The sequence below is a fragment of the Streptomyces sp. YJ-C3 genome (assembly GCF_053891275.1).
The window spans coordinates 498,223-524,507 of record NZ_CM132685.1 but is presented as its reverse complement, the minus strand read 5'-3'; the positions used below and the strand labels follow the sequence as shown (position 1 = coordinate 524,507).

21 protein-coding genes and 2 rRNA genes are annotated in these 26,285 nt (G+C 69.4%); 6 read left to right on the top strand and 17 right to left on the bottom strand.

Annotated elements, in window-relative coordinates:
* Nucleotides 1–102 precede the first annotated feature (102 nt).
* From ACVHNB_RS02340 to ACVHNB_RS02330, 3 genes are all read left to right on the top strand, one after another.
* Complete coding sequence (locus tag ACVHNB_RS02340; protein ID WP_428953125.1) at nt 103–3,087, top strand: AfsR/SARP family transcriptional regulator; 2,985 nt, start codon at nt 103–105, stop codon at nt 3,085–3,087.
* Nucleotides 3,088–3,300: 213 nt separating this feature from the next.
* Nucleotides 3,301–3,489 carry a hypothetical protein gene (locus ACVHNB_RS02335; RefSeq protein WP_428953126.1) on the top strand — a complete coding sequence of 63 codons (189 nt, stop codon included), beginning with the start codon at nt 3,301–3,303 and terminating at the stop codon, nt 3,487–3,489.
* 205 nt (nt 3,490–3,694) lie between these two features.
* The gene (locus tag ACVHNB_RS02330) at nt 3,695–4,051 is read left to right on the top strand and encodes a hypothetical protein (protein ID WP_428953127.1); all 357 of its coding nucleotides are present in this window, start codon (nt 3,695–3,697) and stop codon (nt 4,049–4,051) included.
* Nucleotides 4,052–4,125: 74 nt separating this feature from the next.
* Here the strand turns inward: ACVHNB_RS02330 and ACVHNB_RS02325 are convergent, their stop codons facing one another.
* From ACVHNB_RS02325 to ACVHNB_RS02295, 7 genes are all read right to left on the bottom strand, one after another.
* Nucleotides 4,126–5,295 carry a winged helix DNA-binding domain-containing protein gene (locus ACVHNB_RS02325; protein WP_456227303.1) on the bottom strand — a complete coding sequence of 390 codons (1,170 nt, stop codon included), beginning with the start codon at nt 5,293–5,295 and terminating at the stop codon, nt 4,126–4,128.
* Between the two features lie 33 nt (nt 5,296–5,328).
* The gene (gene hemB, locus ACVHNB_RS02320; protein WP_456227302.1) at nt 5,329–6,318 is read right to left on the bottom strand and encodes a porphobilinogen synthase; all 990 of its coding nucleotides are present in this window, start codon (nt 6,316–6,318) and stop codon (nt 5,329–5,331) included.
* Between the two features lie 90 nt (nt 6,319–6,408).
* The gene (locus ACVHNB_RS02315; RefSeq protein ID WP_428953130.1) at nt 6,409–8,085 is read right to left on the bottom strand and encodes a bifunctional uroporphyrinogen-III C-methyltransferase/uroporphyrinogen-III synthase; all 1,677 of its coding nucleotides are present in this window, start codon (nt 8,083–8,085) and stop codon (nt 6,409–6,411) included.
* Complete coding sequence (gene hemC, locus ACVHNB_RS02310) at nt 8,082–9,047, bottom strand: hydroxymethylbilane synthase (RefSeq protein ID WP_428953131.1); 966 nt, start codon at nt 9,045–9,047, stop codon at nt 8,082–8,084. The genes ACVHNB_RS02315 and hemC overlap by 4 nt, the downstream gene beginning before the upstream one ends.
* Nucleotides 9,044–10,690: a glutamyl-tRNA reductase gene (locus ACVHNB_RS02305; protein WP_456227301.1), complete on the bottom strand. Its 1,647-nt coding sequence runs from the start codon at nt 10,688–10,690 to the stop codon at nt 9,044–9,046. The genes hemC and ACVHNB_RS02305 overlap by 4 nt, the downstream gene beginning before the upstream one ends.
* Nucleotides 10,687–11,472, bottom strand: coding sequence for a redox-sensing transcriptional repressor Rex (locus ACVHNB_RS02300; protein WP_428953133.1), 786 nt, complete (start codon nt 11,470–11,472; stop codon nt 10,687–10,689). The genes ACVHNB_RS02305 and ACVHNB_RS02300 overlap by 4 nt, the downstream gene beginning before the upstream one ends.
* A gap of 332 nt (nt 11,473–11,804) precedes the next feature.
* Nucleotides 11,805–12,083 (bottom strand): glutaredoxin family protein, encoded by a 279-nt coding sequence (locus ACVHNB_RS02295; RefSeq protein ID WP_428953134.1) that lies wholly within the window; start codon nt 12,081–12,083, stop codon nt 11,805–11,807.
* Between the two features lie 117 nt (nt 12,084–12,200).
* Between ACVHNB_RS02295 and ACVHNB_RS02290 the strand changes: the two genes are divergently transcribed.
* From ACVHNB_RS02290 to ACVHNB_RS02280, 3 genes are all read left to right on the top strand, one after another.
* The gene (locus tag ACVHNB_RS02290) at nt 12,201–13,181 is read left to right on the top strand and encodes an HAD family hydrolase (RefSeq protein ID WP_428953135.1); all 981 of its coding nucleotides are present in this window, start codon (nt 12,201–12,203) and stop codon (nt 13,179–13,181) included.
* Between the two features lie 315 nt (nt 13,182–13,496).
* Complete coding sequence (locus ACVHNB_RS02285; protein ID WP_428953136.1) at nt 13,497–14,291, top strand: ECF subfamily RNA polymerase sigma factor, BldN family; 795 nt, start codon at nt 13,497–13,499, stop codon at nt 14,289–14,291.
* A 251-nt stretch (nt 14,292–14,542) separates the two neighbouring features.
* On the top strand, nt 14,543–15,769 hold the full coding sequence (locus ACVHNB_RS02280; RefSeq protein ID WP_428953137.1) for a DUF5667 domain-containing protein: 1,227 nt from the start codon (nt 14,543–14,545) through the stop codon (nt 15,767–15,769).
* A 92-nt stretch (nt 15,770–15,861) separates the two neighbouring features.
* Here the strand turns inward: ACVHNB_RS02280 and ACVHNB_RS02275 are convergent, their stop codons facing one another.
* The 10 genes from ACVHNB_RS02275 to ACVHNB_RS02230 all read right to left on the bottom strand — a co-directional run bounded on the left by ACVHNB_RS02275 (nt 15,862) and on the right by ACVHNB_RS02230 (nt 26,265).
* On the bottom strand, nt 15,862–16,911 hold the full coding sequence (locus ACVHNB_RS02275) for a lysophospholipid acyltransferase family protein (protein WP_428953138.1): 1,050 nt from the start codon (nt 16,909–16,911) through the stop codon (nt 15,862–15,864).
* A 14-nt stretch (nt 16,912–16,925) separates the two neighbouring features.
* Nucleotides 16,926–17,996: an NAD-dependent epimerase/dehydratase family protein gene (locus ACVHNB_RS02270; protein ID WP_428953139.1), complete on the bottom strand. Its 1,071-nt coding sequence runs from the start codon at nt 17,994–17,996 to the stop codon at nt 16,926–16,928.
* A 268-nt stretch (nt 17,997–18,264) separates the two neighbouring features.
* On the bottom strand, nt 18,265–18,363 hold the full coding sequence (locus ACVHNB_RS02265) for a 30S ribosomal protein bS22 (RefSeq protein ID WP_003948845.1): 99 nt from the start codon (nt 18,361–18,363) through the stop codon (nt 18,265–18,267).
* 172 nt (nt 18,364–18,535) lie between these two features.
* The gene (locus ACVHNB_RS02260; protein ID WP_428953140.1) at nt 18,536–18,748 is read right to left on the bottom strand and encodes a helix-turn-helix domain-containing protein; all 213 of its coding nucleotides are present in this window, start codon (nt 18,746–18,748) and stop codon (nt 18,536–18,538) included.
* Between the two features lie 128 nt (nt 18,749–18,876).
* Nucleotides 18,877–19,692: a phosphatase gene (locus ACVHNB_RS02255; protein ID WP_428953141.1), complete on the bottom strand. Its 816-nt coding sequence runs from the start codon at nt 19,690–19,692 to the stop codon at nt 18,877–18,879.
* A 104-nt stretch (nt 19,693–19,796) separates the two neighbouring features.
* Nucleotides 19,797–20,972 (bottom strand): acetoin utilization protein AcuC, encoded by a 1,176-nt coding sequence (locus tag ACVHNB_RS02250; RefSeq protein WP_428953142.1) that lies wholly within the window; start codon nt 20,970–20,972, stop codon nt 19,797–19,799.
* Entirely contained in the window at nt 20,923–22,137 is a 1,215-nt protein-coding gene (locus ACVHNB_RS02245) for an MFS transporter (RefSeq protein ID WP_456228830.1), read from the bottom strand. The genes ACVHNB_RS02250 and ACVHNB_RS02245 overlap by 50 nt, the downstream gene beginning before the upstream one ends.
* A gap of 91 nt (nt 22,138–22,228) precedes the next feature.
* Nucleotides 22,229–22,873, bottom strand: a complete 645-nt coding sequence (locus tag ACVHNB_RS02240) for an HAD family hydrolase (protein ID WP_428957594.1) — start codon at nt 22,871–22,873, stop codon at nt 22,229–22,231.
* Between the two features lie 65 nt (nt 22,874–22,938).
* A 5S ribosomal RNA gene (gene rrf, locus ACVHNB_RS02235) occupies nt 22,939–23,055 on the bottom strand.
* An 89-nt stretch (nt 23,056–23,144) separates the two neighbouring features.
* Nucleotides 23,145–26,265, bottom strand: a 23S ribosomal RNA gene (locus tag ACVHNB_RS02230).
* Nucleotides 26,266–26,285 lie beyond the last annotated feature (20 nt).

Here is a 26,285-nt window from a genome sequence, read left to right as displayed (position 1 = left end):
CCCTCGTCGGCGCACACGCACCACGGCGCGCCGACTGGACGACGACGCAACACTTCGAACGTGACGGACTGGTGCTGGTGCGGCGGCAGGGGGGCAGCGACGATGGACGGCGGACCGCGGGTACCGGAGCAGCGGCAGTCCGGCATGCCCGGGGACACCGGCGTCCCGGATCCGGACCACGCCTCCGACCTGCGCTTCAGCGTGCTCGGCCCGGTGCGGGCCTGGCGCGGCGGCGAACCGCTGGCGACGGGTTCCCCGCAGCAGCGGGCGCTCCTCGCGGCGCTGCTGCTCCGCGAGGGCCGCACGGCCACGGCGGGCGAGCTGATCGACGCGGTCTGGGGCGAGGAGTCCCCGCAGCAGGCCCTGGCGGCGATCCGCACGTACGCGTCACGGCTGCGGAAGGTGCTGGCCCCCGGCGTCCTGGTCAGCGAGTCCGGCGGTTACGCGCTGCGGCTGGCCCGCCGGGACGCGCTGGACCTGACCGCGGCGGAGGAGCTCTGGGCGGACGCGGAGAAGGCCCGGCACTCCGCCGACCTGTGCCTGGCGCGGGCCCTGGTGACCAAGGCCCTGGGCCTGTGGGACGGCGAACCGCTGGCGAACGTCCCCGGCCCGTACGCGGAGACGCAGCGCGCCCGCCTGGAGGAGTGGCGCCTGCAACTCCTGGAGGCCCGCCTGGACATGGACCTGGAACAGGGCTGCCACGCGGAGGCGGTCTCGGAGCTCACGGCACTCACCGCGGCCCACCCCCTCCGCGAGCGCCTGCGCGAGCTCCTGATGCTGGCGCTGTACCGCTCCGGCCGCCAGGCGGAGGCCCTTGCGGTCTACGCGGACACCCGCCGCCTGCTCGCCGACGAGCTGGGCGTGGACCCGCGCCCGGGACTCGCCGAGCTCCAGCGCCGCATCCTCCAGGCGGACCCGGCGCTGGCCGAGCCCTCGGCCCCGGCGGCCGAACCGGCCCCGGCCCCGGTCCGCCCCGCCCAGCTCCCGGCGACCGTGCCGGACTTCACCGGCAGAGCCTCCTTCGTCACGGAACTGAGCGACGTACTCGCCTCGGCCTCCTCCGAGACCGGAACGGGCTCGGTGATGGCGGTCTCGGCGGTCGCCGGGATCGGCGGCGTGGGCAAGACGACGCTGGCGGTCCACGTGGCCCACGCGTCCCGGTCCGCCTTCCCCGACGGCCAGTTGTACGTGGATCTGCAGGGCGCGGGCGCGCGGGCGGCGGAACCGGAGACGGTCCTCGGCTCGTTCCTGCGGGCGCTGGGCACGGCCGACTCGGCGATCCCGGACTCCCTGGAGGAGCGGGCGGCGCTGTACCGCTCGACGCTGGACGGCCGCCGCGTCCTGGTCCTGCTGGACAACGCCCGCGACGCCGCGCAGGTCCGCCCCCTGCTCCCCGGCACGGAGGGCTGCGCGGCGCTGATCACGGGCCGTGTCCGGATGGTCGACCTGGCGGGCGCGCACCTGGTGGACCTGGACGTGATGTCTCCCGAGGAGGCGCTCCTGCTCTTCACCCGCATCGTGGGCGAGGAGCGGGTCGCGGCGGAGCGGGAGGCGGCGCTGGACGTGGTGGCGGCGTGCGGCTTCCTCCCTCTGGCGATCCGCATCGCGGCGTCCCGCCTGGCGGCCCGCCGCACCTGGACGGTCTCGGTCCTCGCGGCGAAGCTCGCGGACGAGCGCCGCCGCCTCGACGAACTCCAGGCCGGCGACCTCGCGGTGAAGGCCACCTTCGAACTGGGCTACGGCCAGCTGGAGCCCGCCCAGGCCCGCGCGTTCCGCCTGCTGGGCCTGGCCGACGGCCCCGACATCTCCCTGGCGGCGGCCGCGGCCGTACTGGACCTCGGCGTCGAGGAGACCGAGGACCTGCTGGAGTCCCTGGTCGACACCTCACTGGTCGAATCGGCGGCACCGGGCCGGTACCGCTACCACGACCTGGTCCGGCTCTACGCGCGTGCGTGCGCGGAGCGGGACGAACTGCCGCCGGCGGAGCGGGAGGCGGCGATGTCGCGGCTGCTGGACTTCTATCTGGCCACGGCGACGCGGGTCTATGCGATCGAGCGGCCGGGTGACCGGCTGGTGGACCACCTCGAGCCGACCGCCCATGCGGGCCTCACGTTCACTGGTTCCCGTGATGCCCAGGACTGGCTCTACTCGGAGGCGAACTGCCTCATCGCGTGTGTGCGGCAGTCGGTGGACGGCAGTCGGCTGAGGCGGTCGGTGGACCTGCTGTGGGCGGCCAAGGATCTCGCCGAGTCCGGTGCCAACTCCCGGTCGTACGAGCTCGCGGCGCAGACGGTCCGCGTCGCCGCGCACGAACGGGGTGACGCGCGGGCCGAGGGCCGGGCGCGCACCACGCTGACCAACACCCACCTCGTGGCGGGCCGGTTCGAGGAGGCCGACGCGGAAGCACGGCTCGCCATGGAACTCGCGGCCGAGGCGAACGACCCGCTGCCCAGCTGCTGGGCTCCCAACGACCGCGGGATCATCGCCATCTACCAGAATCGGCACGCCGACGGCGAGCAGTATCTGCAGCAGGCGATCAGCAACTTCCGGGCCGACGGGAACGACGTGGGCGAGGCGAGCGCCCTGTGCAACCTCTCCCGTATCCACGTGGCGATGGGCCACACCGCCAGTGCGATCGAGCTGGCGCAGCAGGGCATCGACATCTACGACCGGATGGGCCTGACGCTGCGCCTGGCGAACGGACGCTACGCGCTGGGCATCGCCCTCACGCAGGCGCGTCGGCTCCCGGAGGCACTGGACCAGCTGACCGAGGCGCTGGTGTTGTTCCACGACAACCGTCAGCCCCTGTGGGAGGGCGTGACGCATTTCCGTATCGCGGAGGTGCACCTCGCGGCACGCAGGCCGACCCTCGCCGCCGGCCACGCGGAGCAGGCCATCGCCCTGCGCGGAATCGGCGGTGAGTGGCGGCGCGGTACGGTGCTCACCGTTCTCGGCAAGGCGCTGGACAGCATGGGACAGACGGACCGCGCGCGAGCCTGCTGGCAGGACGCCCTCGCCATCTACGAACAACTGGGTTCGAGCGAGGCCGCCGAGGTGCGCCGGCTGCTGGCGCCCGTCGCGGCGTGACCTGTCGGTTCGCCGCGTTCATCGTTCGTTTATCGCCGCTCGGCACTCTTACTCCTACCGATCCGTCGCGTCGGGGGGCAGACGGATTGTGCGAGAGGCCACGCCATTAAGGTGAACGGCCTCGAGGCGCCCGTCCTGCGACCCTCGGGGGAGTTGCAGGGCGGGCGCCTCGTTCCACCGTACGCACCAGCCGAATCACGGGAGTTGATGGTCATGAGCGACGCCAAGAAGGTAGTCGGCGACATAAAGCCGCAGGACAACCACGCGTCCGACGTCGAGGAGGAGACCCTCACGACGCTGGACAACCACGCGTCCGGCGGCGACCTCAAGCCCCTGGACAACCACGCGTCCGGCGCCGACCTCAAGCCCCTCGACAACCATGCGTCCGGCGAGACCGCATGAACCACTCCTGACGGGGGACATCGGCCGCGGCGGCGCGGAGGGGGAGCCGCCGCGGCCGACGTATGTCCGGTCCAGGGTGCGGACCGAGCGGGCACGGCGAGAGGGACGGGTGGCGGTTTCGGCCACACCCGTTCATGCCCTAGGGTGCAACGCCGCGCCCCGGCGCGGTCTCTCTCCATCCGACGCACCACCACGGGGATCCCTCATGCGCCTGGCTGCCGCACTCGTCCTGACCTGTGTCCTGTTCGGAGCGGCGCCCGCAACGGCCCAGGCCGCGCCGACGGCCGGCTCCGTCTCGTACACCGCGCAGTCGTCACAACGAGCCGCCAACAGCCTCGGCACCGGCATCGGCAAGAGCACCGGCGGCAGCAGCGGCAGCAAGACGTCTCGGGGCGGCGGCTACTCGTCCCACTACGGCCGGCAGAACTCGTCCACCGGCACGACCGGGAAGCAGAAGATGCCCCTGTGGCAGGCGATCCTGTTTCTGCTCGGTCTCGGAGGTGCCGTCATCTGGGGCCTCGTCCGCCTCGTACGCAAGATCCGCAGGGCTGTCACGAGCTGACGGTCACCAGCATCAGGGGCGCCCCGCACGTCGTGCACCACCGCACCCCCGGCTGACCGCGGCCCACAGACCGCTCAGGCCAGCACCCGCGCCTCCACCACCGGCACCCCCTTCACCCACCAGTGGTCATAGCGCCGATACGCCGCCACGTCCCGCTCCCCCAACATCCACAGCAACCCCCGCGCCTCCCCCGCCAACTCCTCCCACGCCCCCTCCGGCAGCGGCCGGAACGCCCCCGCCTCGATGCCCTCGCCGTCCGGTGTCACCCGCCACACCCCGGCCACGTACCCGTCGACCAGCAGCGTCGGCAGCACATCCCCGTTCACCCGGGTCACGTGCTTGCGGTACTCGGGCGGCAGGACCCGGCCCCGGTCGGCGTACGCGAGGAGCACGCTGTCCCACATCGCCATCAGCCGCGGCGGCGCCGGCACCTCCGCGCCGGGCCGGGGCGCCCCGGGCACGTCGTACAGCACCTCACCGCCCGGCCCCGCCAACTCCTCGACCTCCGAGCCCAGTTCACGAAGCGCGTCCCGCACCCGCCCCTTCTGCACGAGCCCGAACTGCGCCATGTCCGCCACCGAGGCGGGACCGAACCCCGCCAGATAGCGGCGGATCAGCACCCGGAGCCCCGCCGCCGCCTCAGCCGGGTCCCCCAGGTCGGGGCGGCACCGGCCGTCCGCCGCCACGAACGCCTGCCGGCCGCCCGCCGGGAACGCCCACGGGACCCCCGCCACCGGCGCGTGCCAGAGCGGCGCCCACTGCCGCAGCATCCGCCACGCCGGACGCGCCAGCGCCCCGTCCACCCCGGCCCGTCCGGCCAGCCACTCCCCCAACTCAGCTGCACCACATGGCTGTTCGGCCAGCGACAGCAACTCCGGCAACAGCGCTGCCGCATCCGCCTCCGTCAGCCCCGACGCCCGGAACCGCGGATCCCGCAGCCGTGCACCCCGCACCGTCGGCTCCACCGCCGCCCGGAAGGACCGGTAGTCGTCGACGTGCACCGCGTGCAGCGTGATCCGCATCAGCGTCGACTTCACCACCCGGAAGCCGCCCACGACCGCGTCCAGATCGTCCGGCCCGAACCCCGCCACCCGGTTCCACAGGGCCACGTACGGCGAAGCGGGCTGCTGCGCCTGAAGCGCGACAACCCGCCGTACCGCATCCTCCACGCCGCCCGCCGAGCGCTCCAACAACAACTGCCGTGCCAGAGTCGCCCGGTTGAGGGCCAGCGCGCTGATCGTCATGCCGGGCATTCTCGCCCAGCGGACCCCGCCGAACTACAGCTGCCGCGCCACCTCGGTGGCCCAGTACGTGAGGATCATGTTGGCGCCGGCCCGCTTGATCCCGGTCAGCGCCTCCATGATCGCCCGGTCCCGCTCGATCCAGCCGCGCTGCGCCGCCGCCTCGATCATCGCGTACTCACCGCTGATCTGGTACGCGGCGACCGGCACGTCCACCGCGTCCGCGACCTTCGCCAGAATGTCGAGGTAGGGACCGGCCGGCTTCACCATCACCATGTCGGCGCCCTCTTCGAGGTCGAGCGCCAGCTCCCGCAGGGACTCCCGCGCGTTCGCCGGGTCCTGCTGGTACGTCTTGCGGTCCCCCCGCAGCGACGAGCCGACGGCCTCGCGGAACGGGCCGTAGAAGGCGGACGAGTACTTGGCCGTGTACGCGAGCACGGCCACGTCCTCGCGCCCGATCTGGTCCAACGCGTCGCGGACGACGCCGATCTGACCGTCCATCATGCCGCTGGGGCCCACCACATGGGCGCCCGCGTCCGCCTGCGCCTGCGCCATCTCGGCGTACCGCTCGAGCGTCGCGTCGTTGTCGACCCGGCCCTGCTCGTCCAGGACGCCGCAGTGCCCGTGATCGGTGAACTCGTCGAGGCACAGGTCGGACATGACGATCAGGTCGTCGCCGACCTCGGCGCGCACGTCGCGCAGCGCCACCTGGAGGATCCCGTCGGGGTCGGTGCCCACCGTCCCGGCCCCGTCCTTCTTCTCGTCCAGCGGCACGCCGAACAGCATGATCCCGGAGACGCCCGCCTCGACGGCCTCGACCGCCGCCTTCTTCAGGGAGTCACGGGTGTGCTGGAACACGCCCGGCATCGAGCCGATCTCCACCGGGCTGTCGATCCCCTCGCGCACGAACGCGGGCAGGATCAGGTCGGCCGGATGCAGCCGCGTCTCGGCGACCATGCGCCGCATGGCGGGAGTCGTCCGCAGCCGCCGGGGCCGCGAACCGGGGAAGGAGCCGTACCGAGTCACTGGACTGTCACCTCGTACCTACACGTACCTATGAAAATGAAGCGGGGCGGGCATCCGGCCGAAGCCGGGCACCCGCCCCTCAACTCTGCCCTACGGCGCGGCCCGACGACGCCGCGCCCCGGGGCGCCGCTCGCTCGGCCGGGTCACCGGATCACCGGCCTCGACGGCCGCGTCACGGCGCCGCGCGCCGAAGTCGGCCAGCGCCGCGGCCAGCTTGTGCACCGACGGCTCCGGAGCCATCACGTCGACCCGCAGCCCGTGCTCCTCGGCGGTCTTCGCCGTGGCCGGACCGATACAGGCGATGACCGTCACGTTGTGCGGCTTGCCCGCGATACCGACCAGGTTGCGCACCGTCGACGAGGACGTGAAGAGCACGGCGTCGAAACCGCCGCCCTTGATCGCCTCACGCGTCTCGGCCGGCGGCGGCGAGGCGCGCACCGTCCGGTACGCCGTGACGTCGTCGACCTCCCAGCCCAGCTCGATGAGCCCGGCGACCAGGGTCTCCGTGGCGATGTCGGCTCTGGGCAGGAAGACACGGTCGATCGGGTCGAAGACCGGGTCGTACGGCGGCCAGTCCTCCAGGAGACCGGCGGCCGACTGCTCCCCGCTGGGCACCAGGTCCGGCTTCACACCGAAGGCGATCAGCGCGTTCGCCGTCTGCTCGCCGACCGCGGCGACCTTGATCCCGGCGAAGGCCCGGGCGTCGAGCCCGTACTCCTCGAACTTCTCGCGCACGGCCTTGACCGCGTTCACCGAGGTGAAGGCGATCCACTCGTAGCGGCCCGTGACCAGACCCTTGACCGCGCGCTCCATCTGCTGCGGGGTGCGCGGCGGCTCGACGGCGATCGTCGGAACCTCGTGCGGCACCGCGCCGTACGACCTGAGCTGGTCGGAGAGCGACGCCGCCTGCTCCTTCGTCCGCGGCACGAGCACCTTCCAGCCGAACAGCGGCTTGGACTCGAACCACGACAGCTGGTCGCGCTGGGCGGCGGCGGAACGCTCACCGACCACGGCTATCACCGGACGGTTGCCCTCCGGCGACGGCAGCACCTTGGCCTGCTTCAGCGTCTGCGCGATCGTGCCGAGCGTCGCCGTCCAGGTCTTCTGGCGCGTCGTCGTACCGGCGACGGTCACGGACAGCGGGGTGTCCGGCTTGCGGCCGGCCGCGACCAGCTCACCCGCGGCCGCGGCCACCGAGTCCAGCGTCGTGGACACGACGACCGTGCCGTCGGACGCGCCGACCTCGGTCCAGCAGCGCTCGGAGGCGGTGCGGGCGTCGACGAAGCGGACGTCCGCGCCCTGCGCGTCCCGCAGCGGGACACCGGCGTACGCGGGCACGCCCACGGCCGCGGCGACGCCGGGGACGACCTCGAAGTCGATGCCCTCGGAGGCGCAGGCGAGCATCTCCTCGGCCGCGTACGTGTCGAGTCCGGGGTCTCCGGTGACCGCACGCACGACCCGCTTGCCGCCCCGCGCGGCCTCCATGACAAGATTGGCCCAGTCCCTCAGAGCCGGGACCGCGACGGCAGTTGACGCCTCGTCAGCGGCCCCCGTACGCCCCGACGCGTCCGCGTCGAGCACGGTCACGCCCGCCCTGGCGTGCGTCCGTACCACGTCGAGCACTTCGGGCTCGGCGATCAGCACATCCGCTCGGGTCAGGGCCTCCACGGCCCGTAGTGTCAGCAGTCCTGGGTCACCGGGACCGGCACCCAGGAAGGTGACGTGCCCCAGTGCGCAGGCGGTCGATTCAGCGGTGGTGGGGCTCAATGTGCTCGCTCCCCCATCAGACCGGCCGCACCCTTGGCCAGCATCTCGGCGGCGAGTTCCCGCCCGAGAGCCAGCGCCTCGTCCTCGGACGAGGGCACGGGACCGGTGGTGGACAGCTGCACCAGCTCGGTGCCGTCGGTGGTGCCGACGACGCCGCGCAGGCGCATTTCCTTGACAATCTGCCCGTCGGCCAGCAGGTCGGCCAGCGCACCCACAGGTGCGCTGCAGCCGGCCTCCAGGGCGGCGAGCAGGGCTCGCTCGGCGGTCACGGCGGCCCGGGTGAGCGGGTCGTCCAACTCGGCGAGCGCGGCGACGAGTTCACCATTGGTAGCGGTGCACTCGACTGCCAGTGCCCCCTGACCGGGGGCGGGCAGGATGATGTCGGTCGCGAGGAAGTCGGTGACCTCCTCGGTGCGGCCGATGCGGCTGAGTCCGGCCGCCGCGAGAACCACGGCGTCCAGCTCCCCCTTCTCGACGTAGCCGATGCGGGTGTCGATGTTCCCGCGGATCGGCACGGTCTCGATGCGCATGCCGTGGCTCAGCGCGTACGCGTTGAGCTGGGCCATGCGGCGCGGCGAACCGGTGCCCACCCGGGCGCCCGCGGGCAGCTCGGTGAACTTCAGGCCGTCACGCGCGATCAGCACGTCCCGCGGGTCCTCGCGCAGCGGCACGGCGGCCAGCGCGAGGTCCTCGGGCTGCGCGGTCGGCAGGTCCTTGAGGGAGTGCACGGCGAAGTCGACCTCGCCGCGTACCAGCGCGTCACGCAGGGCGGTCACGAAGACACCGGTCCCGCCGATCTGCGCCAGGTGCTCACGGGACGTGTCCCCGTACGTGGTGATCTCCACCAGCTCGACCTCACGGCCGGTCAACTGGCGTACGGCTTCGGCGACATGCCCGGACTGGGACATGGCCAGCTTGCTGCGCCGGGTCCCCAGCCTCAGTGCTTTGTCGGCGGCGGTCATGCCGGGCCTCGATTCTTGCCTACCGCGTCTTCACGGTCTTGGGGGGTGGCCCGGGAGACGGACGCCACCGTCTCCTGGTCCAGGTCGAACAGGGTCCGCAGCGCGTCCGCGTACCCGGCACCGCCGGGCTCGGCCGCCAACTGCTTGACCCGTACGGTCGGCGCGTGCAGCAGTTTGTCCACCACGCGCCGCACGGTCTGGGTGATCTCCGCGCGCTGCCGCTCGTCGAGGCCGGGCAGCCGGCCGTCGAGGCGGGCGATCTCGCCCGCCACCACGTCCGCGGCCATCGCGCGCAGCGCGACGACGGTCGGCGTGATGTGCGCGGCCCGCTGGGCGGCGCCGAACGCGGCGACCTCCTCGGCCACGATCGCCCGCACCTGGCCCACGTCGGCGGCCATCGGGGCGTCGGCGGAGGCGTCGGCGAGGGACTCGATGTCGACGAGGCGGATCCCGTCGATCCGGTGCGCGGCCGCGTCGATGTCGCGCGGCATCGCCAGGTCGAGGAGCGCGAGCGCCACGGGACGGACGGGCTCGGGAACGCGCTCGCGGCGCATCTCGGGCACCCGGCCCGCGACGGCCAGCGCGGCGATGGCCTCGGCCTCGGACAGCTCGGCGGGGCGGACGCGCTCACCGGGAGCGTTGTCGACCCAGGCGCCGTGCTGTTCCAGGGCGGCCGCGTCGAATCCGGCGACGGCGGCCTCGCCCTCGACGGAGAACCCGCCGCGCACCGCGTCGACAGGGCAGCTGTCGGCAACGGGCTTGCCCGCGACGGGAGCCGAGGCGGCAGGCACGTCACCGCCGGCGGTCGGCGTGCGTCCGGCGACGGCCGCGCGCACCGCGTCGGCGGTCAGGACGAGTCCGGTCGCGCCGGTGCAGGAGACGGCCACGTCGGCACGTGTCAGTTCGTCCGCCACGGCGTCCATGGCGACGGCGCGGGCCGCGGTACCGGCCTCGCCCAGGATCTCCACGAGACGCTCGGCGCGCTCCAGCGTCCGGTTGGCGACGACGACCTCGGCCACCCCGGCCCGCGACAGCGTCGCCGCGGCCAGCGACGACATCGATCCCGCGCCGATGACGAGCGCCCGCTTGCCCTGCGCCCACTCGGCCACCGGCTGTCCGACGGCGAGCTGTTCCAGACCGAAGGTGACCAGGGACTGACCGGCCCGGTCGATCCCGGTCTCCGAGTGCGCCCGCTTGCCGACCCGCAGCGCCTGCTGGAAGAGGTCGTTGAGCAGCTTGCCCGCGGAGTGCAGCTCCTGCGCCCGGGCGAGCGTGTCCTTGATCTGGCCGAGGATCTGGCCCTCGCCGACCACCATCGAGTCGAGCCCGCACGCCACCGAGAACAGGTGGTGCACCGCCCGGTCCTCGTAGTGCACATAGAGATAAGGAGTGAGCTCGTCGAGTCCGACGCCACTGTGCTGGGCGAGCAGCGTCGACAGCTCGGCGACACCGGCGTGGAACTTGTCCACGTCCGCGTACAGCTCGATGCGGTTGCAGGTCGCGAGCAGGGCGGCCTCGGCGGCCGGCTCGGCGGCGAGCGCGTCCAGCAGCAGCTTGGCCTGGGCGTCCGGGTGCAGCGCGGCCCGCTCCAGGACGCTGACCGGAGCGCTGCGGTGACTCAGCCCTACGACGAGGAGGCTCATGCTGGCATCACGGCGGGCACGTCCCCGTCGGGTCCCTTGCGGTCGCGCTCGGAAGGCTTGGTGACCTTGGCGGCGGGCCCCTCGACGCCCACGGCGCCCTCGGCCGCGTCGACCGCGCCCTCGCCGGCCTTGCGCTGCTCGTGGAAGGCGAGGATCTGCAGCTCGATGGAGAGGTCGACCTTGCGCACGTCGACGCCGTCCGGGACGGACAGCACGGTCGGCGCGAAGTTCAGGATGGAGGTGACACCGGCGGCGACGAGCCGGTCGCAGACCTGCTGCGCGGCACCGGCCGGGGTCGCGATGACGCCGATGGAGACGCCGTTGTCGTCGATGATCTTCTCGAGGTCGTCGGCGTGCTGCACGGTCATGCCCGCGACGGACTTTCCGGCCATCGCCGGGTCGGCGTCGATGAGGGCAGCGACTCGGAAGCCGCGGGAGGCGAACCCGCCGTAATTGGCCAGCGCCGCACCGAGGTTACCGATACCGACCATGACGATCGGCCAGTCCTGCGTGAGACCCAGCTCGCGCGAGATCTGGTAGACGAGGTACTCGACGTCGTAGCCGACGCCCCGGGTCCCGTACGAACCGAGGTACGAGAAGTCCTTGCGCAGCTTCGCGGAGTTGACCCCCGCCGCGGCCGCGAGCTCCTCGGAGGAGACCGTGGGCACCGAGCGCTCCGACAGAGCGGTGAGGGCTCGGAGGTACAGCGGGAGACGGGCGACGGTGGCCTCGGGAATTCCTCGGCTGCGGGTCGCCGGTCGGTGAGTTCGGCCAGTTGCCACGGTGCTCCTGCGGGTAGAGCGGGGCTGCGGGCGGCTCTGCGTTACTGGACCGCCCCGTCGAATGCAGGCTATGTCTTTGTGAACGCGTGCACAAAGATGGTGTCCGATTTGCCCGGCCAACGTGACCGGGGTCACGCGCCCCCGGCGCGCTGCGGTGGAACCGGCGCGCAGGCAGCTTCGTTGCTCACCTGTGGGGGGCAAAACCGCACACACTCCTTACGATCCACGCCCCCGAGACCAAAACCGCCCCCGATCCTAAGCGACTTCGGGCGCGATTTGGACTCGTCGGTCAGTGACGTGTGTGACCGCGAGGGGCTCCTGTGTGCACACCGCTACTGCGTGAGTGCACGCCGCAGTCGTTCCTCCTTCACCCGCCAGAAGTCGTGCTGTGCTCCGTCGACGAGAACGACCGGGATCTGCTCCCAGTACTTGCGGTACAGCTCCTCGTCCTCATTGATGTCCTTCTTCTCCCAGGACGCGCCGACCTCGGCGCACACCTTCTCGATCACCGCCTGTGCGTCATCGCACAGATGACACCCCGGCTTCCCGATCAGCGTGACGACGCGCTCCTGTGGCTTCTTCTTCTCGCCTCGGCGAAAAATAGGACTCATACCGGCCATTCTGGCCCCGCCTCCGAACCTCGTACGACGCCGGGATTTCACCGGACGACAGCTTCCCGAAATCCGCTCGACTCCGGAACCACCGAACAGACTGGCTATGCTCGCCGCATGGCCCGCCCGTCTCCCGACCACCACCTCGGTAGGAGGCACTTCGTGCCGCTTGGAATTGGATGGCTCACACCCCGTAGGCGCTCCGCCACCGCGCGCAGCGTGCTGGCAGGCGAGGCCTCGGCCGAGGCCGCCCGCAAGTCCTCCCAGGAACTGGAGGATCAGGCACCGCCCGTCGACGACGCCGAACCGGACTTCCCGGTCGTCGGCGACGACAAGGCCGCCGCCTTCTTCGACCTGGACAACACCGTGATGCAGGGCGCCGCGATCTTCCACTTCGGCCGCGGCCTGTACAAGCGGAAGTTCTTCCAGCGCCGCGAGCTGACCCGGTTCGCCTGGCAGCAGGCGTGGTTCCGGATCGCCGGGGTCGAGGACCCCGAGCACATGCAGGACGCCCGCGACAGCGCCCTGTCCATCGTCAAGGGCCACCGCGTCTCCGAGCTGATGTCGATCGGCGAGGAGATCTACGACGAGTACATGGCGGAGCGGATCTGGCCGGGCACCCGCGCCCTCGCCCAGGCCCACCTGGACGCGGGCCAGAAGGTCTGGCTGGTCACGGCCGCGCCGGTGGAGATCGCCACGGTCATCGCCCGCCGCCTCGGCCTGACCGGCGCCCTCGGTACGGTCGCCGAGTCCATCGGCGGCGTATATACGGGCAAGCTCGTCGGCGAACCGCTGCACGGGCCGGCGAAGGCGGAGGCGGTCCGGGCGCTGGCGTCCGCGGAGGGCCTGGAGCTCGGCCGCTGCGCCGCGTACAGCGACTCCCACAACGACATCCCGATGCTCTCGCTCGTCGGGCACCCGTACGCGATCAACCCCGACGCGAAACTGCGCAAGTACGCACGGGAGCGGGACTGGCGCCTGCGTGACTACCGCACCGGCCGCAAGGCCGCGAAGGTCGGCATCCCGGCGGCGGCCGGCGTGGGCGCCGTGGCGGGCGGCACGGCCGCGGCGATCGCCCTGCACAGGCGGCGTCGCTGACCGCGTCCCGCCCGGCGATCCAGGGGTGTTACCCACCCCCGGCTCCTGCCAGTCCCGTTGATACCACTCGGCCACAACGCGTCACCGCCGCAGCCGGAAGATGACCTAATCCGATCAACAAGTGGTCACTCTCAGGTACTTGAACCATCGTCGATCAGCTACAGAAGTGACGGAATCGATGATTTGAGCAACTGGGTGTAGCGCTCCCTGCACGAAGCGTTATTCTCCTCAGACGCATTCCGGTACCCACGCGTCAGTACGACGGGTGAACGGTCCCGCACTGCACGTGATGGAAGCTCTGCCTCTGGGAGTCCCGTGTTTCAACACGTCGGGGTTGACGCCTCGGGCCTGGCTACGCTGCGCGCAACGGTCGTAGACCGCTTGCGCGGCTTCGTCCCCACCGCGTACGCCGTCCCCGCCCTCGCCGTCGCCGCGCCCGCCGCGACCGGATCCGCCGGTGCCTGCTTCGCCATGGCCGAGAGCGGCGCCGCCACCGTCGGCAGACGCGCACGTTCCGGAGCCGCCGGTACGTCCACTGCCCGCCGTCCCGCAGCGGACAGTGACAGCGCCCGCATGATGGACCTGGTCGAGCGTGCCCAGGCCGGCGAGGCCGATGCCTTCGGGCGCCTCTACGACCAGTACAGCGACACCGTGTACCGGTACATCTATTACCGCGTCGGCGGAAAGGCCACGGCCGAGGACCTCACCAGCGAGACGTTCCTGCGCGCCCTGCGCCGCATCGGCACGTTCACCTGGCAGGGCCGCGACTTCGGCGCCTGGCTGGTCACGATCGCGCGCAACCTGGTCGCCGACCACTTCAAGTCGAGCCGTTTCCGCCTCGAAGTGACCACCGGCGAAATGCTCGACGCGAACGAGGTGGAGCGTTCCCCCGAGGACTCGGTCCTGGAGTCCCTGTCGAACGCGGCCCTGCTCGACGCCGTGCGCAGGCTGAACCCGCAGCAGCAGGAGTGCGTCACGCTGCGCTTCCTGCAGGGACTGTCCGTCGCCGAGACCGCTCGCGTGATGGGCAAGAACGAGGGGGCGATCAAAACCCTTCAGTACCGGGCCGTGCGCACTCTCGCCCGGCTGCTCCCGGACGACGCCCGCTGACCGTTTTCCGTCACCGCCCGCGACGCTCAACTCACCTTCCGTGAAAGTGAGATGCGATCGCGGTCGGATCATCTTTCGTCCGTAACCCAAGTGCCGCGCCGCTCGTTGTGCGGGATGCAGGCTCCCTGTGGTCACTCCTGAACCGGCTTCGCTCACTCGATCGTGTGCACTTCGGCAGGGCGTGCAACCCTCAGGACCCCTTGGGGAGTCGACATGGGAGTCGACCGTCATGACGAGAGGAGGTGCCGCCAGTGATCGCGAACGTATCGGCACACCGGCGGGCGGACGCCTTCGCCCAGGCCCTGGAGGACCAGTCCGACCGGGACCCGGCGGTGCAGCAGCCGGATGATCCGGCCGCTCAGCAGAGCGACCAGGCCGATCGGACCGATCAGGGGACGCTGCTGTCCCTGGCCGCAGGCCTCGGTGAACTGCCCAAGCCGGAGATGGACCCCGAGGTCAAGGTGGTGCAGCGGGCTCAGCTCGTCGCCGCCATGGAGGCCATGCTCCAGGAGGGCGCGGCAGGCACCTCCGTACCGGAGCAGCGGTCCCGGGCCAAGGGAGCACACCGGGCGAGTCCGCTGCGGAAGCTGCGGCCCCGCTCCCGCCTGTCCAAGGGCATCGCCGCGGGCGGGCTCACGGTGGGTGTGGCCGCGGGCGCGTTCAGCGGAGTGGCCGCCGCCAGTTCGGACGCCCTGCCCGGCGACCACCTCTACGGCCTCAAGCGGGGCATGGAGGACCTCAAGCTCGGTATGGCCGACGGCGATTCCGACCGCGGGCAGGTCTATCTGGACCAGGCGTCGACGCGGCTCAACGAGGCGCGCCGGCTGATGGAGCGCGACCGCGCCGGTCACCTCGACCACGAGTCCCTGGGCGAGATCAGGCGCGCGCTCTCCGGCATGCAGTACGACGCGTCCGAGGGCCACCGGCTGCTCAGCGCGGCGTACAAGCGGGACGGCTCGCTCGGCCCGATCCAGATGCTCTCGGCGTTCTCCGAGTCGCATCGGCAGAGCTGGAGCGCCCTGAGCGACCGGCTCCCGGTCCAGCTCGGTGACGTCCGGGACCAGGTGAGCTCGGTCTTCGCCGCCATAGACGAAGAGGTCGAGCCGCTGCGTTCCCTGCTGCCGCAGGCCCCCACGACGGGCGGCTCCGCGGGCACCGGCCAGGGCGGCGGTTCGTCACCGGGGGCGTCCGGCACCGACCGTTCGACACCGTCCGGCTCGTCCGGCACCGAGCACCGCGGCGACAGCTCCACCAAGCCGAAGCCCTCCAGCTCGGGCAGCGGCAAGGACAAGGACGGCCTCCTCGGCGAGACCACGGGCGGCCTCCTGGACCCGCCGAAGGACGAGTCGAGCCCGACCCCGTCGGCCGGCAAGTCCGGTTCCGGCGACACGGGTTCGGCGAAGCCCGACGTGACGCTGCCCCCGCTGCTGCCCGGCCTGCTGCCCGGCCTCGGCATCGACGGCGAGGACGCCCCGTAGCAGCACGCGACAGCAGTCAGGGCCCGGAGCGAGTCTCCGGGCCCTGACTGCTGTCGCTCATCGCTTGTCGGTGGTCGTGCGCTGTCGAGCCGTCAGAAGAACACCGACCTGCGCTGCACCAGCAGCTTGTACAGGGTGTGCTGAATCTGTTCCCGCACCTGGTCGGTCAGGTTGAACATCAGCATCGGGTCCTCGGCGGCCTCCGGCGGATACCCGTCCGTCGGGATGGGCTCCCCGAACTGGATGGTCCACTTCGTCGGCAGCGGCACCGCCCCCAGCGGTCCCAGCCAGGGGAACGTGGGCGTGATCGGGAAGTACGGGAATCCGAGCACCCGGGCCAGCGTCTTCGCGTTGCCGATCATCGGGTAGATCTCCTCGGCCCCGACGATCGAGCACGGCACGATCGGCGTACCGGCGCGCAGTGCGGTCGACACGAAACCGCCCCGGCCGAACCGCTGCAGCTTGTACCGCTCGCTGAACGGCTTCCCGATGCCTTTGAAGCCCTCCGGCATCACCCCGACCAGCTCGCCGCCCTCCAGGAGCCGCTGCGCGTCCTCCGCGCAGGCCAGCGTGTGCCCGGCCTTGCGGGCCAGTTCGTTGACGACCGGCAGCATGAACACCAGGTCGGCCGCGAGGAGCCGCAGATGGCGTCCGGTCGGGTGGTTGTCGTGCACGGCGACCTGGAGCATCAGTCCGTCCAGCGGCAGCGTCCCCGAGTGGTTGGAGACGATCAGGGCGCCGCCGTCCGTCGGAATGTTCTCGACGCCCTTCACCTCGACCCGGAAGTACTTCTCCGCGATCGGTCGCAGCAGCGACATCAGGACCTGGTCGGTGAGTTCCTTGTCGTAGCCGAACTCGTCGACGTCGTAGTCCCCGGTGATCCGCCGGCGCAGGAACGACAGCCCGCCCGCGATCCGCCGTTCCCAGCCGCCGCGCTCCTCGGGCGCCGGCGGCTCCTGCGGTTCGGGGGCCGGCTCCGGCTGCTGCACCGGCAGCGGCTTGACCTCGTGCATGTCCCGGGCGGCCGAGGGCTCGCCCTTGCGCCGGGCGCTGCCGCCCGGGCCCCTGCGGCGCGCGGCACCCTTCCCGGTGGCGCCCCGCGACCGGTCGTCGTCGAAGGGAATGACCTTGGCATCCGCCATCGTTCCTGCGCTCCTCAGTTGGCGCTCTGCGTCGAGGGGTGGCCGGGTGTCCGCCCGCCCAGGAACGGCAGCGACGCGATCCGGTCCACGGCTCCTGACAGTGCCTGCGGCGGCAGCAGTCCGGGGCCCCGGCCGCCGACGAAGTCCGCGAAGGTCTCCGCGGTCGTGTACTTCGGCCGGTACCCCAGGGTGTCGCGCAGCTGGGCCGTCGACACCACCCGCCCGTGCGTGAGCAGCCTGATCTGCTCGGGCGAGAAGTCCGTCGCACCCAGCGTACGCAGTGCGCCGCCCACCCAGGTGACGGCGGGCAGCAGTACGGGGACGGTCGGCCGGCCGAGCCGCCGCGAGCACTGGGACAGCAACAGCACACCGTCGCCCGCGACGTTGAAGGTGCCGCTGTTGAGCGTGCCGCGCGCGGGATCGTGCGAGGCGATCCGCAGCACCTCGATCACATCGTCCTCGTGCACGAACTGCAGCCGCGGGTCATAGCCGAACACCGTCGGCAGCACTGGCAGCGAGAAGTACTCCGCGAGCGGTGAATCGGCGGTCGGGCCAAGGATGTTGGCGAACCGCAGCACGCACACGGCGACATCGGGACGGCGCCGGGCGAAGCCCCGCACATATCCCTCGACCTCCACCGCGTCCTTCGCGAAGCCGCCGCTCGGCAGCGACTTGGGCGGCGTCGTCTCGGTGAACACGGCCGGGTCACGCGGCGCGGACCCGTACACGTTGGTACTCGACTTCACCACGAGCCGCTTCACGCTCGGCGACTTCTGGCACGCGCCGAGGAGCTGCATCGTGCCGATGACGTTGGTCTCCTTCACCGAGCCGCGGCCGCCACTGGCCAGCGGGGTCCCGGTGACGTCCATGTGCACGACGGTGTCCACGGAGTGCTCGGCGAGCACCCGCGCGATCGCCGGCTGCCGGATGTCGGCCTGCAGGAAGTCGGCGCCGCCCAGATGATGGGCAGGCGGTACCGCGTCCACGCCGATCACCCGGTCCACTTCCGGGTCCCGCTGGATCCGTCGTACGAAACGGCCCCCCAGCTGACGGGCCACCCCGGTCACGAGCACGACCTTGCCCAAGATCAGCGCCTACCTTCCGTCCCAGCCCGCCGCGCTCCGCAATCATTGCCTGCAGGTCACGTTAGCGGTTCGATGTTGCGCTGTGATGACCGCACGATGCAGGAAGTGACGACAGCCACAGGCGTACGTACAGACCTGGGCCTCCTGCCCGCCGGTCGCACGACCACGCCTGGCGGGCGGGACCGAGTGGGAAACGGCCCGTAAACGAACTGTGGCCCTCCCACCGAACGGTGAGAGGGCCACAGACCGCGCTTGCGCAGCAGATCGCTTACTTCTTGTTGCGACGCTGCACGCGGGTGCGCTTCAGCAGCTTGCGGTGCTTCTTCTTCGCCATCCGCTTACGCCGCTTCTTGATAACAGAGCCCACGACTACCCTCGCTCACTTCTCGGACAACCCCCGCATTGCGGGGACAATCACTCGGTGCGGGGCTGCATTGGGGCCCACACGACCTACGGAGGGCCAGCGTACCCCGCCCGGGCGCCGAGCTAGAAATCGAGGGCCCCCGGGCTCTCCCGAGGGAGCTCCCGAGGGGTATCGATCAGGCGGTTTCCACCCCCACGTAGGACTCGCGGAGGTACTCGTGAACCGCTTGCTCCGGAACGCGGAAGCTCCGCCCCACCCGGATCGCGGGCAGATGACCGCTGTGCACCAAGCGGTACACGGTCATCTTGGACACTCGCATGACCGAAGCGACTTCCGCCACGGTCAGGAACTGCACCTCGTTCAGAGGCCTACCTTCACCAGCAGCCATGACACACCTGAACCTTCCGCACTCGACGGTCACCGGCTTCCCCTTCCGGTGACTCAACGTCGTTGCGTGCTCACTCCCAGACTAGGGGCGTGTGGTGCGAGTGGGGAAGAGGAGCAGCGATCGGCCGCCTACTGTGACAGACACGCTCGATTGAGTACATAGCGAGTAAGCGGTCGGTAGTAATCAGACCGCACAGCGTCATCAAGCGGAACGACGACGGACACCTGCCCCTCGGCCTCACCGACGAACAGTGCGGGATCATCCGTATCGGCCAGGCCGATGGCGTCGAACCCCAACTGACCTGCACCGCAGACCCATCCGTGGTCCCCCACGACAAGGCGCGGAAGCGGTCCGCCGGCCTCCGCACAGGCGGCCAGAGCGGTGCGAACCGGGAGTGGTGAGTGGCTGTGCGCGCCGGTCTCACTCCCGGCCGGCCATGCGCCGGGTTCCCGCACCAGCGCGACTCCTCGTACGTAGTCAAGGTTGTAGGTACGTAGACCGAACCGGGTCGTTATGTCGACACTGTGGCCCTGCGCCGGGGTGAGGACGGGGCATCCCATCGCCGACAAAGCGTCCGCCAACGCGGCGTAGAAGCCGAGCAGTCGGTGCGGATGACCGGTCCCGAAGAGGACCGGGGAGAGCGAGTGGGCGGCCCGGCCGAGCCGGTCCGCGAAGGCGTCGAGCGCCGCCAGGGTCCGCTCCGGGTCGATGACGTCGTGCCCCGAGGTGTGGGCCGGGTCGCCCGACACTCCGCACTTGTCGGCCATGAGCGCGAGCAAGTCCCGCTGCCCCCAAGCCCATTCGGGATCGAGCCCGAGCAGCACACGCGGATCACGCGCCTCGAAAAGCCGGTAACTGCGCAGACTCTCCTCACGTGAGGTCGCCACGGGCCCGGCAAGCCGAGCCGCCAACAGGTGCGCACGCAGGGCGCCGGTGCTCAACACGCTTGTGATGCTGGTGCATTGGGCAGCCGAATACCCCGGAAACACCCGAACACCCCACAGTTGGAGTAATACCCGGACACCCGACCTGATCCGCCGGACCCGACCTAGGGCAGCAGCCCCCGCAGCGGAAACGCCGCCTTGCGGGTGGCCAGGATCGCCTGGTCGAGCCGGTCCGCGGGGTCGTACCCCGACTCCCACTCCTGATGCCCGACGGGCCAGCGCCCGTCGGTCATCCGCCCGGGCGCCAACTGCCGGGTACGGGCGAAGACTTCCTGCCGCCAGCCGTCCGGGATCACGGTCTCGGGCGCGATCTCCCGCCCGGCCGCGATGGCGACCAGGTGCGTCCACGACCGCGGCACCACATCCACCACGGCGTATCCCCCGCCGCCGAGCGCGACCCAGCGTCCGTCGGCGTACTCGTGCGCCAGCTCGTGACAGGCCACCTGCACGGCCCGCTGCGCGTCGAGCGACACCGCGAGATGCGCGAGGGGATCCTCGAAGTGCGTATCGGCCCCGTGCTGTGTCACCAGCACCTGCGGCCGGAACTCGGCGAGCAGCTCCGGTACGACGGCGTGGAACGCCCGCACCCATCCCGCGTCCCCGGTCCCGGCCGGCAGCGCGACATTGACGGCCGTCCCTTCGGCGGGACCGTCCGCCCCGGTCTCCTCGGGCCACCCGGTCTGCGGGAACAGCGTCCGCGGATGCTCGTGCAGCGACACGGTGAGCACGCGCGGGTCCTCCCAGAACGCGGCCTGCACCCCGTCCCCGTGATGCACGTCCACATCCACGTACGCGACCCGCTCCACGCCGAGCTCCAGCAGCCTGGCGATGGCGAGCGCGGCGTCGTTGTACACACAGAACCCGGAGGCGGCACCGGGCATCGCGTGGTGCAGCCCGCCGGCGAAGTTCACGGCGTGCAGGGCGTCCCCGCGCCACACGGCCTCCGCGGCCCCCACCGACTGCCCCGCGATCAGCGCGGACACCTCGTGCATACCGGCGAAGGCCGGATCGTCCACGGTCCCGAGCCCGTACGCCTGGTCGGCGGCGGCCGGGTCGGCGGACGCGGCCCTGACCGCCTCCACGTAGTCCTCGCGGTGCACCAGACGCAGCGTCGAGTCGCCCGCCCGCTTGGCCGCGACGACCTCGATGTCCCGCTCGAGCCCGAAAGCCCCGACGAGACGCCGGGTCAGGTCCAGCCTGACCGGGTCCATCGGATGCCCCGGACCGAAGTCATAGCTCGTTACCGCCGGGTCCCACATCAACTGCGCGCGGCCGCTCATGCTTGCCACCGTATCGGTCCGTCCCGGAACCGAACGAAGGGGCGTACACGAGCGTCACCAGCACCAACGCCATCGGCACGAGCATCGCCCAGCGATAGCTCCACGCATCGCCCAGAGCCCCCACAAGCGGCGAACCCACCAGAAAACCCACGTAGTTGAAGATATTGAGCCGCGCGACGGCGGCGTCCGAGGCACCGGGGAACATCCGCCCGGCGGCGGCGAACGTCTGCGGCACGATCACACAGAGCCCGAGCCCGAGCAGCGTGAACCCGAGCATCCCCACCCAGGGCCCCGGCGCCACCGCCACGACAGCGAAACCGGCGGCGGCCACCAGCGTCCCCAGCCGCACCACGAGCACCGCCCCGAACCGCCGCACGCCCACATCGCCCACGGCCCGGCCCACCAGGGTCATCACCATGTAGACGTTGTACGGGACCGTCGACATCTGCTCGGAGCTGCCCAGCACGTCCTGCAGATACTTCGCGCTCCAGTTGGAGACGGTCGAGTCCCCGATGTACGCGAACGCCATCACCAGGCACAGCGGTAGCAGCATCTTGAAGACGACACCGCCCGCCTGCTGCGCCGCAGCCTCCCCCTCGGCGCCCACGCTCCCGTCGACGTACCACCGGCTCCCGGCCAGCGCCGCGGGCAGCAGCACGACGACCACCGGCAGATAGGACACGAACAGCGACAGGTCCCAGTGCGCCCCGGCCCACGCGAGCGAGGCGCCGACGATGCCGCCGAAGCTGTACGCGGCGTGGAACCCGAGCATGATGCTGCGCCCGTACGCCCGCTGGAGGCTCACCCCGAGCATGTTCATGGAGGCGTCGAGCGCGCCCACGGACAGCCCGAACGCACCGAGCGCGACGGCCACCTGCCACAGGGTGTTCCCCGCGCCGACGCCGAGCAGCGCCAGGAGCACGACGGGCTGCGACCACCGCAGCACCCGGCTGGGCCGCACCCGCTTCACCAGCTGCTCGGTGCCCACGCTGCCGGCACCGGCCAGGATCGGTACGGCGGCGAGGAACACGGGCAGCAGCCCGTCCGAGATCCCGTACTGGTCCTGAATGGCGGGGATCCGCGTCACCAGCAGCGCGAACGCCGCCCCCTGCGCGAAGAAGCTGAACCCCAGCGATCTCCGCCCCCGGCGCAGCGCCCCCGTCACCCCTGCTATGCCATCGCTCATGGCGGCACAGCGTAAGGCCCCGCCCTACCGGTGGGTAGATGGATCTCGAAAGCAAAAGACGACCGTGACCTCAGCCGAGCAGGCCCGGCAGTTCCCGCATGTCGGCGAAGAGTCCGTCGGTCCCCCGCAGCCGGTCGGCGGGCGTCATCGCCGTGAACCCGTACACGGCCATCCCCGCGGCGCGAGCGGCCTGCACCCCGAGCGGACTGTCCTCGACGACCACGCACTTCTCGGGCGGGACGCCCATCTGCTCGGCGGCGTACAGAAACAGATCGGGCGCCGGCTTGCCCCGCCCGACATCCTGCGAACTGAAGATCCGCCGGTCGTCGAACCATGCGTCGAGCCCCGTCGTCCGATGCCCGACCCGGATCCGCTCATGGCTTCCGGACGACGCGACGCAGTAGGGGACCCCGTCGGCGGTCAGCTGCTCCAGGACGTCGACGATGCCAGGCACGGGCTTCAGCTCCCGCTCGAACGCGGCGAACACCCGCTGATGAAACACGTCGTCGAAATCCGCGGGCAGCCGCTCTCCCGTCCTCTCGTACACAAGGTCGTGTACGCGGTGCATGGCGGCGCCCATGTAGTCCCGCAGGGAGTCCTCGTACGACGTCGGGTGCCCCAGCTCGGTGAGATAGCCGGCCAGCAGCGTATTGGAGATCGGCTCACTGTCGACGAGCACGCCGTCGTTGTCGAAGATGACGAGGTCATAGCGCATAGTCATGACCCTAAACGCAGAAAAGCCCCGGACCGTATCCCGGTCCGGGGCTTTTCTCAACAATAGTTCGGCGGCGTCCTACTCTCCCACAGGGTCCCCCCTGCAGTACCATCGGCGCTGTAAGGCTTAGCTTCCGGGTTCGGAATGTAACCGGGCGTTTCCCTCACGCTATGACCACCGAAACACTATGAAACTGTCAACCGGAGCCGTAGCCAATCGGCTTCGACGGTTGTTCGTGGTTTCAGAACCAACACAGTGGACGCGAGCAACTGAGGACAAGCCCTCGGCCTATTAGTACCAGTCACCTCCACACCTTACGGTGCTTCCAGATCTGGCCTATCAACCCAGTCGTCTACTGGGAGCCTTAACCCCTCAAAGGGGGTGGGAGTCCTCATCTTGAAGCAGGCTTCCCGCTTAGATGCTTTCAGCGGTTATCCTTTCCGAACGTAGCCAACCAGCCATGCCCTTGGCAGGACAACTGGCACACCAGAGGTTCGTCCGTCCCGGTCCTCTCGTACTAGGGACAGCCCTTCTCAAGACTCCTACGCGCACAGCGGATAGGGACCGAACTGTCTCACGACGTTCTAAACCCAGCTCGCGTACCGCTTTAATGGGCGAACAGCCCAACCCTTGGGACCGACTCCAGCCCCAGGATGCGACGAGCCGACATCGAGGTGCCAAACCATCCCGTCGATATGGACTCTTGGGGAAGATCAGCCTGTTATCCCCGGGGTACCTTTTATCCGTTGAGCGACGGCGCTTCCACAAGCCACCGCCGGATCACTAGTCCCGACTTTCGTCCCTGCTCGACCCGTCGGTCTCACAGTCAAGCTCCCTTGTGCACTTACACTCAACACCTGATTACCAACCAGGCTGAGGGAACCTTTGGGCGCCTCCGTTACCCTTTGGGAGGCAACCGCCCCAGTTAAACTACCCATCAGACACTGTCCCTGATCCGGATCACGGACCCAGGTTAGACATCCAGCACGACCAGAGTGGTATTTCAACGACGACTCCCCCTGAACTGGCGTCCAGAGTTCACAGTCTCCCACCTATCCTACACAAGCCGAACCGAACACCAATATCAAACTGTAGTAAAGGTCCCGGGGTCTTTCCGTCCTGCTGCGCGAAACGAGCATCTTTACTCGTAGTGCAATTTCACCGGGCCTATGGTTGAGACAGTCGAGAAGTCGTTACGCCATTCGTGCAGGTCGGAACTTACCCGACAAGGAATTTCGCTACCTTAGGATGGTTATAGTTACCACCGCCGTTTACTGGCGCTTAAGTTCTCAGCTTCGCCAAGACGAATCTTGACTAACCGGTCCCCTTAACGTTCCAGCACCGGGCAGGCGTCAGTCCGTATACATCGCCTTACGGCTTCGCACGGACCTGTGTTTTTAGTAAACAGTCGCTTCTCGCTGGTCTCTGCGGCCACCCCCAGCTCAGAGTGCAAGACTCATCACCAGGAATGGCCCCCCTTCTCCCGAAGTTACGGGGGCATTTTGCCGAGTTCCTTAACCATAGTTCACCCGAACGCCTCGGTATTCTCTACCTGACCACCTGAGTCGGTTTAGGGTACGGGCCGCCATGAAACTCGCTAGAGGCTTTTCTCGACAGCATAGGATCATCCACTTCACCACAATCGGCTCGGCATCAGGTCTCAGCCACAAGTACGACGGATTTACCTATCGCACGGCCTACACCCTTACCCCGGGACAACCACCGCCCGGGCTGGACTACCTTCCTGCGTCACCCCATCACTCACCTACTACCAACTTGGGCCGGCGGCTCCACCACTTTCCATTCCCCGAAGGGTCCGGAACGGCTTCACGGCCTTAGCATCACTGGATTCGATGTTTGACGCTTCACAGCGGGTACCGGAATATCAACCGGTTATCCATCGACTACGCCTGTCGGCCTCGCCTTAGGTCCCGACTTACCCTGGGCAGATCAGCTTGACCCAGGAACCCTTAGTCAATCGGCGCACACGTTTCTCACGTGTGTATCGCTACTCATGCCTGCATTCTCACTCGTGAACCGTCCACCACTAGCTTCCGCTGCAGCTTCACCCGGCACACGACGCTCCCCTACCCATCACAGCAGGCGTTGGCCCTCTTGCTGCAATGACACGACTTCGGCGGTACGCTTGAGCCCCGCTACATTGTCGGCGCGGAATCACTAGACCAGTGAGCTATTACGCACTCTTTCAAGGGTGGCTGCTTCTAAGCCAACCTCCTGGTTGTCTCTGCGACTCCACATCCTTTCCCACTTAGCGTACGCTTAGGGGCCTTAGTCGATGCTCTGGGCTGTTTCCCTCTCGACCATGGAGCTTATCCCCCACAGTCTCACTGCCGCGCTCTCACTTACCGGCATTCGGAGTTTGGCTAAGGTCAGTAACCCGGTAGGGCCCATCGCCTATCCAGTGCTCTACCTCCGGCAAGAAACACACGACGCTGCACCTAAATGCATTTCGGGGAGAACCAGCTATCACGGAGTTTGATTGGCCTTTCACCCCTAACCACAGGTCATCCCCCAGGTTTTCAACCCTGGTGGGTTCGGTCCTCCACGAAGTCTTACCTCCGCTTCAACCTGCCCATGGCTAGATCACTCCGCTTCGGGTCTTGAGCGCGCTACTGAATCGCCCTATTCGGACTCGCTTTCGCTACGGCTTCCCCACACGGGTTAACCTCGCAACACACCGCAAACTCGCAGGCTCATTCTTCAAAAGGCACGCAGTCACGAGATATGTGCAAGCACATATCCGACGCTCCCACGGCTTGTAGGCACACGGTTTCAGGTACTATTTCACTCCGCTCCCGCGGTACTTTTCACCATTCCCTCACGGTACTATCCGCTATCGGTCACCAGGGAATATTTAGGCTTAACGGGTGGTCCCGCCAGATTCACACGGGATTTCTCGGGCCCCGTGCTACTTGGGTGTCTCTTAAACGAGCCGCTGACGTTTCGACTACGGGGGTCTTACCCTCTACGCCGGACCTTTCGCATGTCCTTCGCCTACATCAACGGTTTCTGACTCGTCCCACGGCCGGCAGACCGTAGAAAAGAGATCCCACAACCCCCACGACGCAACCCCTGCCGGGTCTCACACGTCGTAGGTTTGGCCTCATCCAGTTTCGCTCGCCACTACTCCCGGAATCACGGTTGTTTTCTCTTCCTGCGGGTACTGAGATGTTTCACTTCCCCGCGTTCCCTCCACACTGCCTATGTGTTCAGCAGCGGGTGACAGCCCATGACGACTGCCGGGTTTCCCCATTCGGAAACCCCCGGATCAAAGCCTGGTTGACGACTCCCCGGGGACTATCGTGGCCTCCCACGTCCTTCATCGGTTCCTGGTGCCAAGGCATCCACCGTGCGCCCTTAAAAACTTGGCCACAGATGCTCGCGTCCACTG

Bases quoted from the DNA above. Each gene is read 5' to 3' on its own strand.
- ACVHNB_RS02340 (WP_428953125.1), top strand. From the start codon at position 103: ATGGACGGCGGACCGCGGGTACCGGAGCAGCGGCAGTCCGGCATGCCC.
- ACVHNB_RS02335 (WP_428953126.1), top strand. From the start codon at position 3,301: ATGAGCGACGCCAAGAAGGTAGTCGGCGACATAAAGCCGCAGGACAAC.
- ACVHNB_RS02330 (WP_428953127.1), top strand. From the start codon at position 3,695: ATGCGCCTGGCTGCCGCACTCGTCCTGACCTGTGTCCTGTTCGGAGCG.
- ACVHNB_RS02325 (WP_456227303.1), bottom strand. From the start codon at position 5,295: ATGACGATCAGCGCGCTGGCCCTCAACCGGGCGACTCTGGCACGGCAG.
- hemC (WP_428953131.1), bottom strand. From the start codon at position 9,047: ATGACCGCCGCCGACAAAGCACTGAGGCTGGGGACCCGGCGCAGCAAG.
- ACVHNB_RS02305 (WP_456227301.1), bottom strand. From the start codon at position 10,690: ATGAGCCTCCTCGTCGTAGGGCTGAGTCACCGCAGCGCTCCGGTCAGC.
- ACVHNB_RS02295 (WP_428953134.1), bottom strand. From the start codon at position 12,083: ATGAGTCCTATTTTTCGCCGAGGCGAGAAGAAGAAGCCACAGGAGCGC.
- ACVHNB_RS02290 (WP_428953135.1), top strand. From the start codon at position 12,201: ATGGCCCGCCCGTCTCCCGACCACCACCTCGGTAGGAGGCACTTCGTG.
- ACVHNB_RS02275 (WP_428953138.1), bottom strand. From the start codon at position 16,911: ATGGCGGATGCCAAGGTCATTCCCTTCGACGACGACCGGTCGCGGGGC.
- ACVHNB_RS02260 (WP_428953140.1), bottom strand. From the start codon at position 18,748: ATGGCTGCTGGTGAAGGTAGGCCTCTGAACGAGGTGCAGTTCCTGACC.
- ACVHNB_RS02250 (WP_428953142.1), bottom strand. From the start codon at position 20,972: ATGAGCGGCCGCGCGCAGTTGATGTGGGACCCGGCGGTAACGAGCTAT.
- ACVHNB_RS02240 (WP_428957594.1), bottom strand. From the start codon at position 22,873: ATGCGCTATGACCTCGTCATCTTCGACAACGACGGCGTGCTCGTCGAC.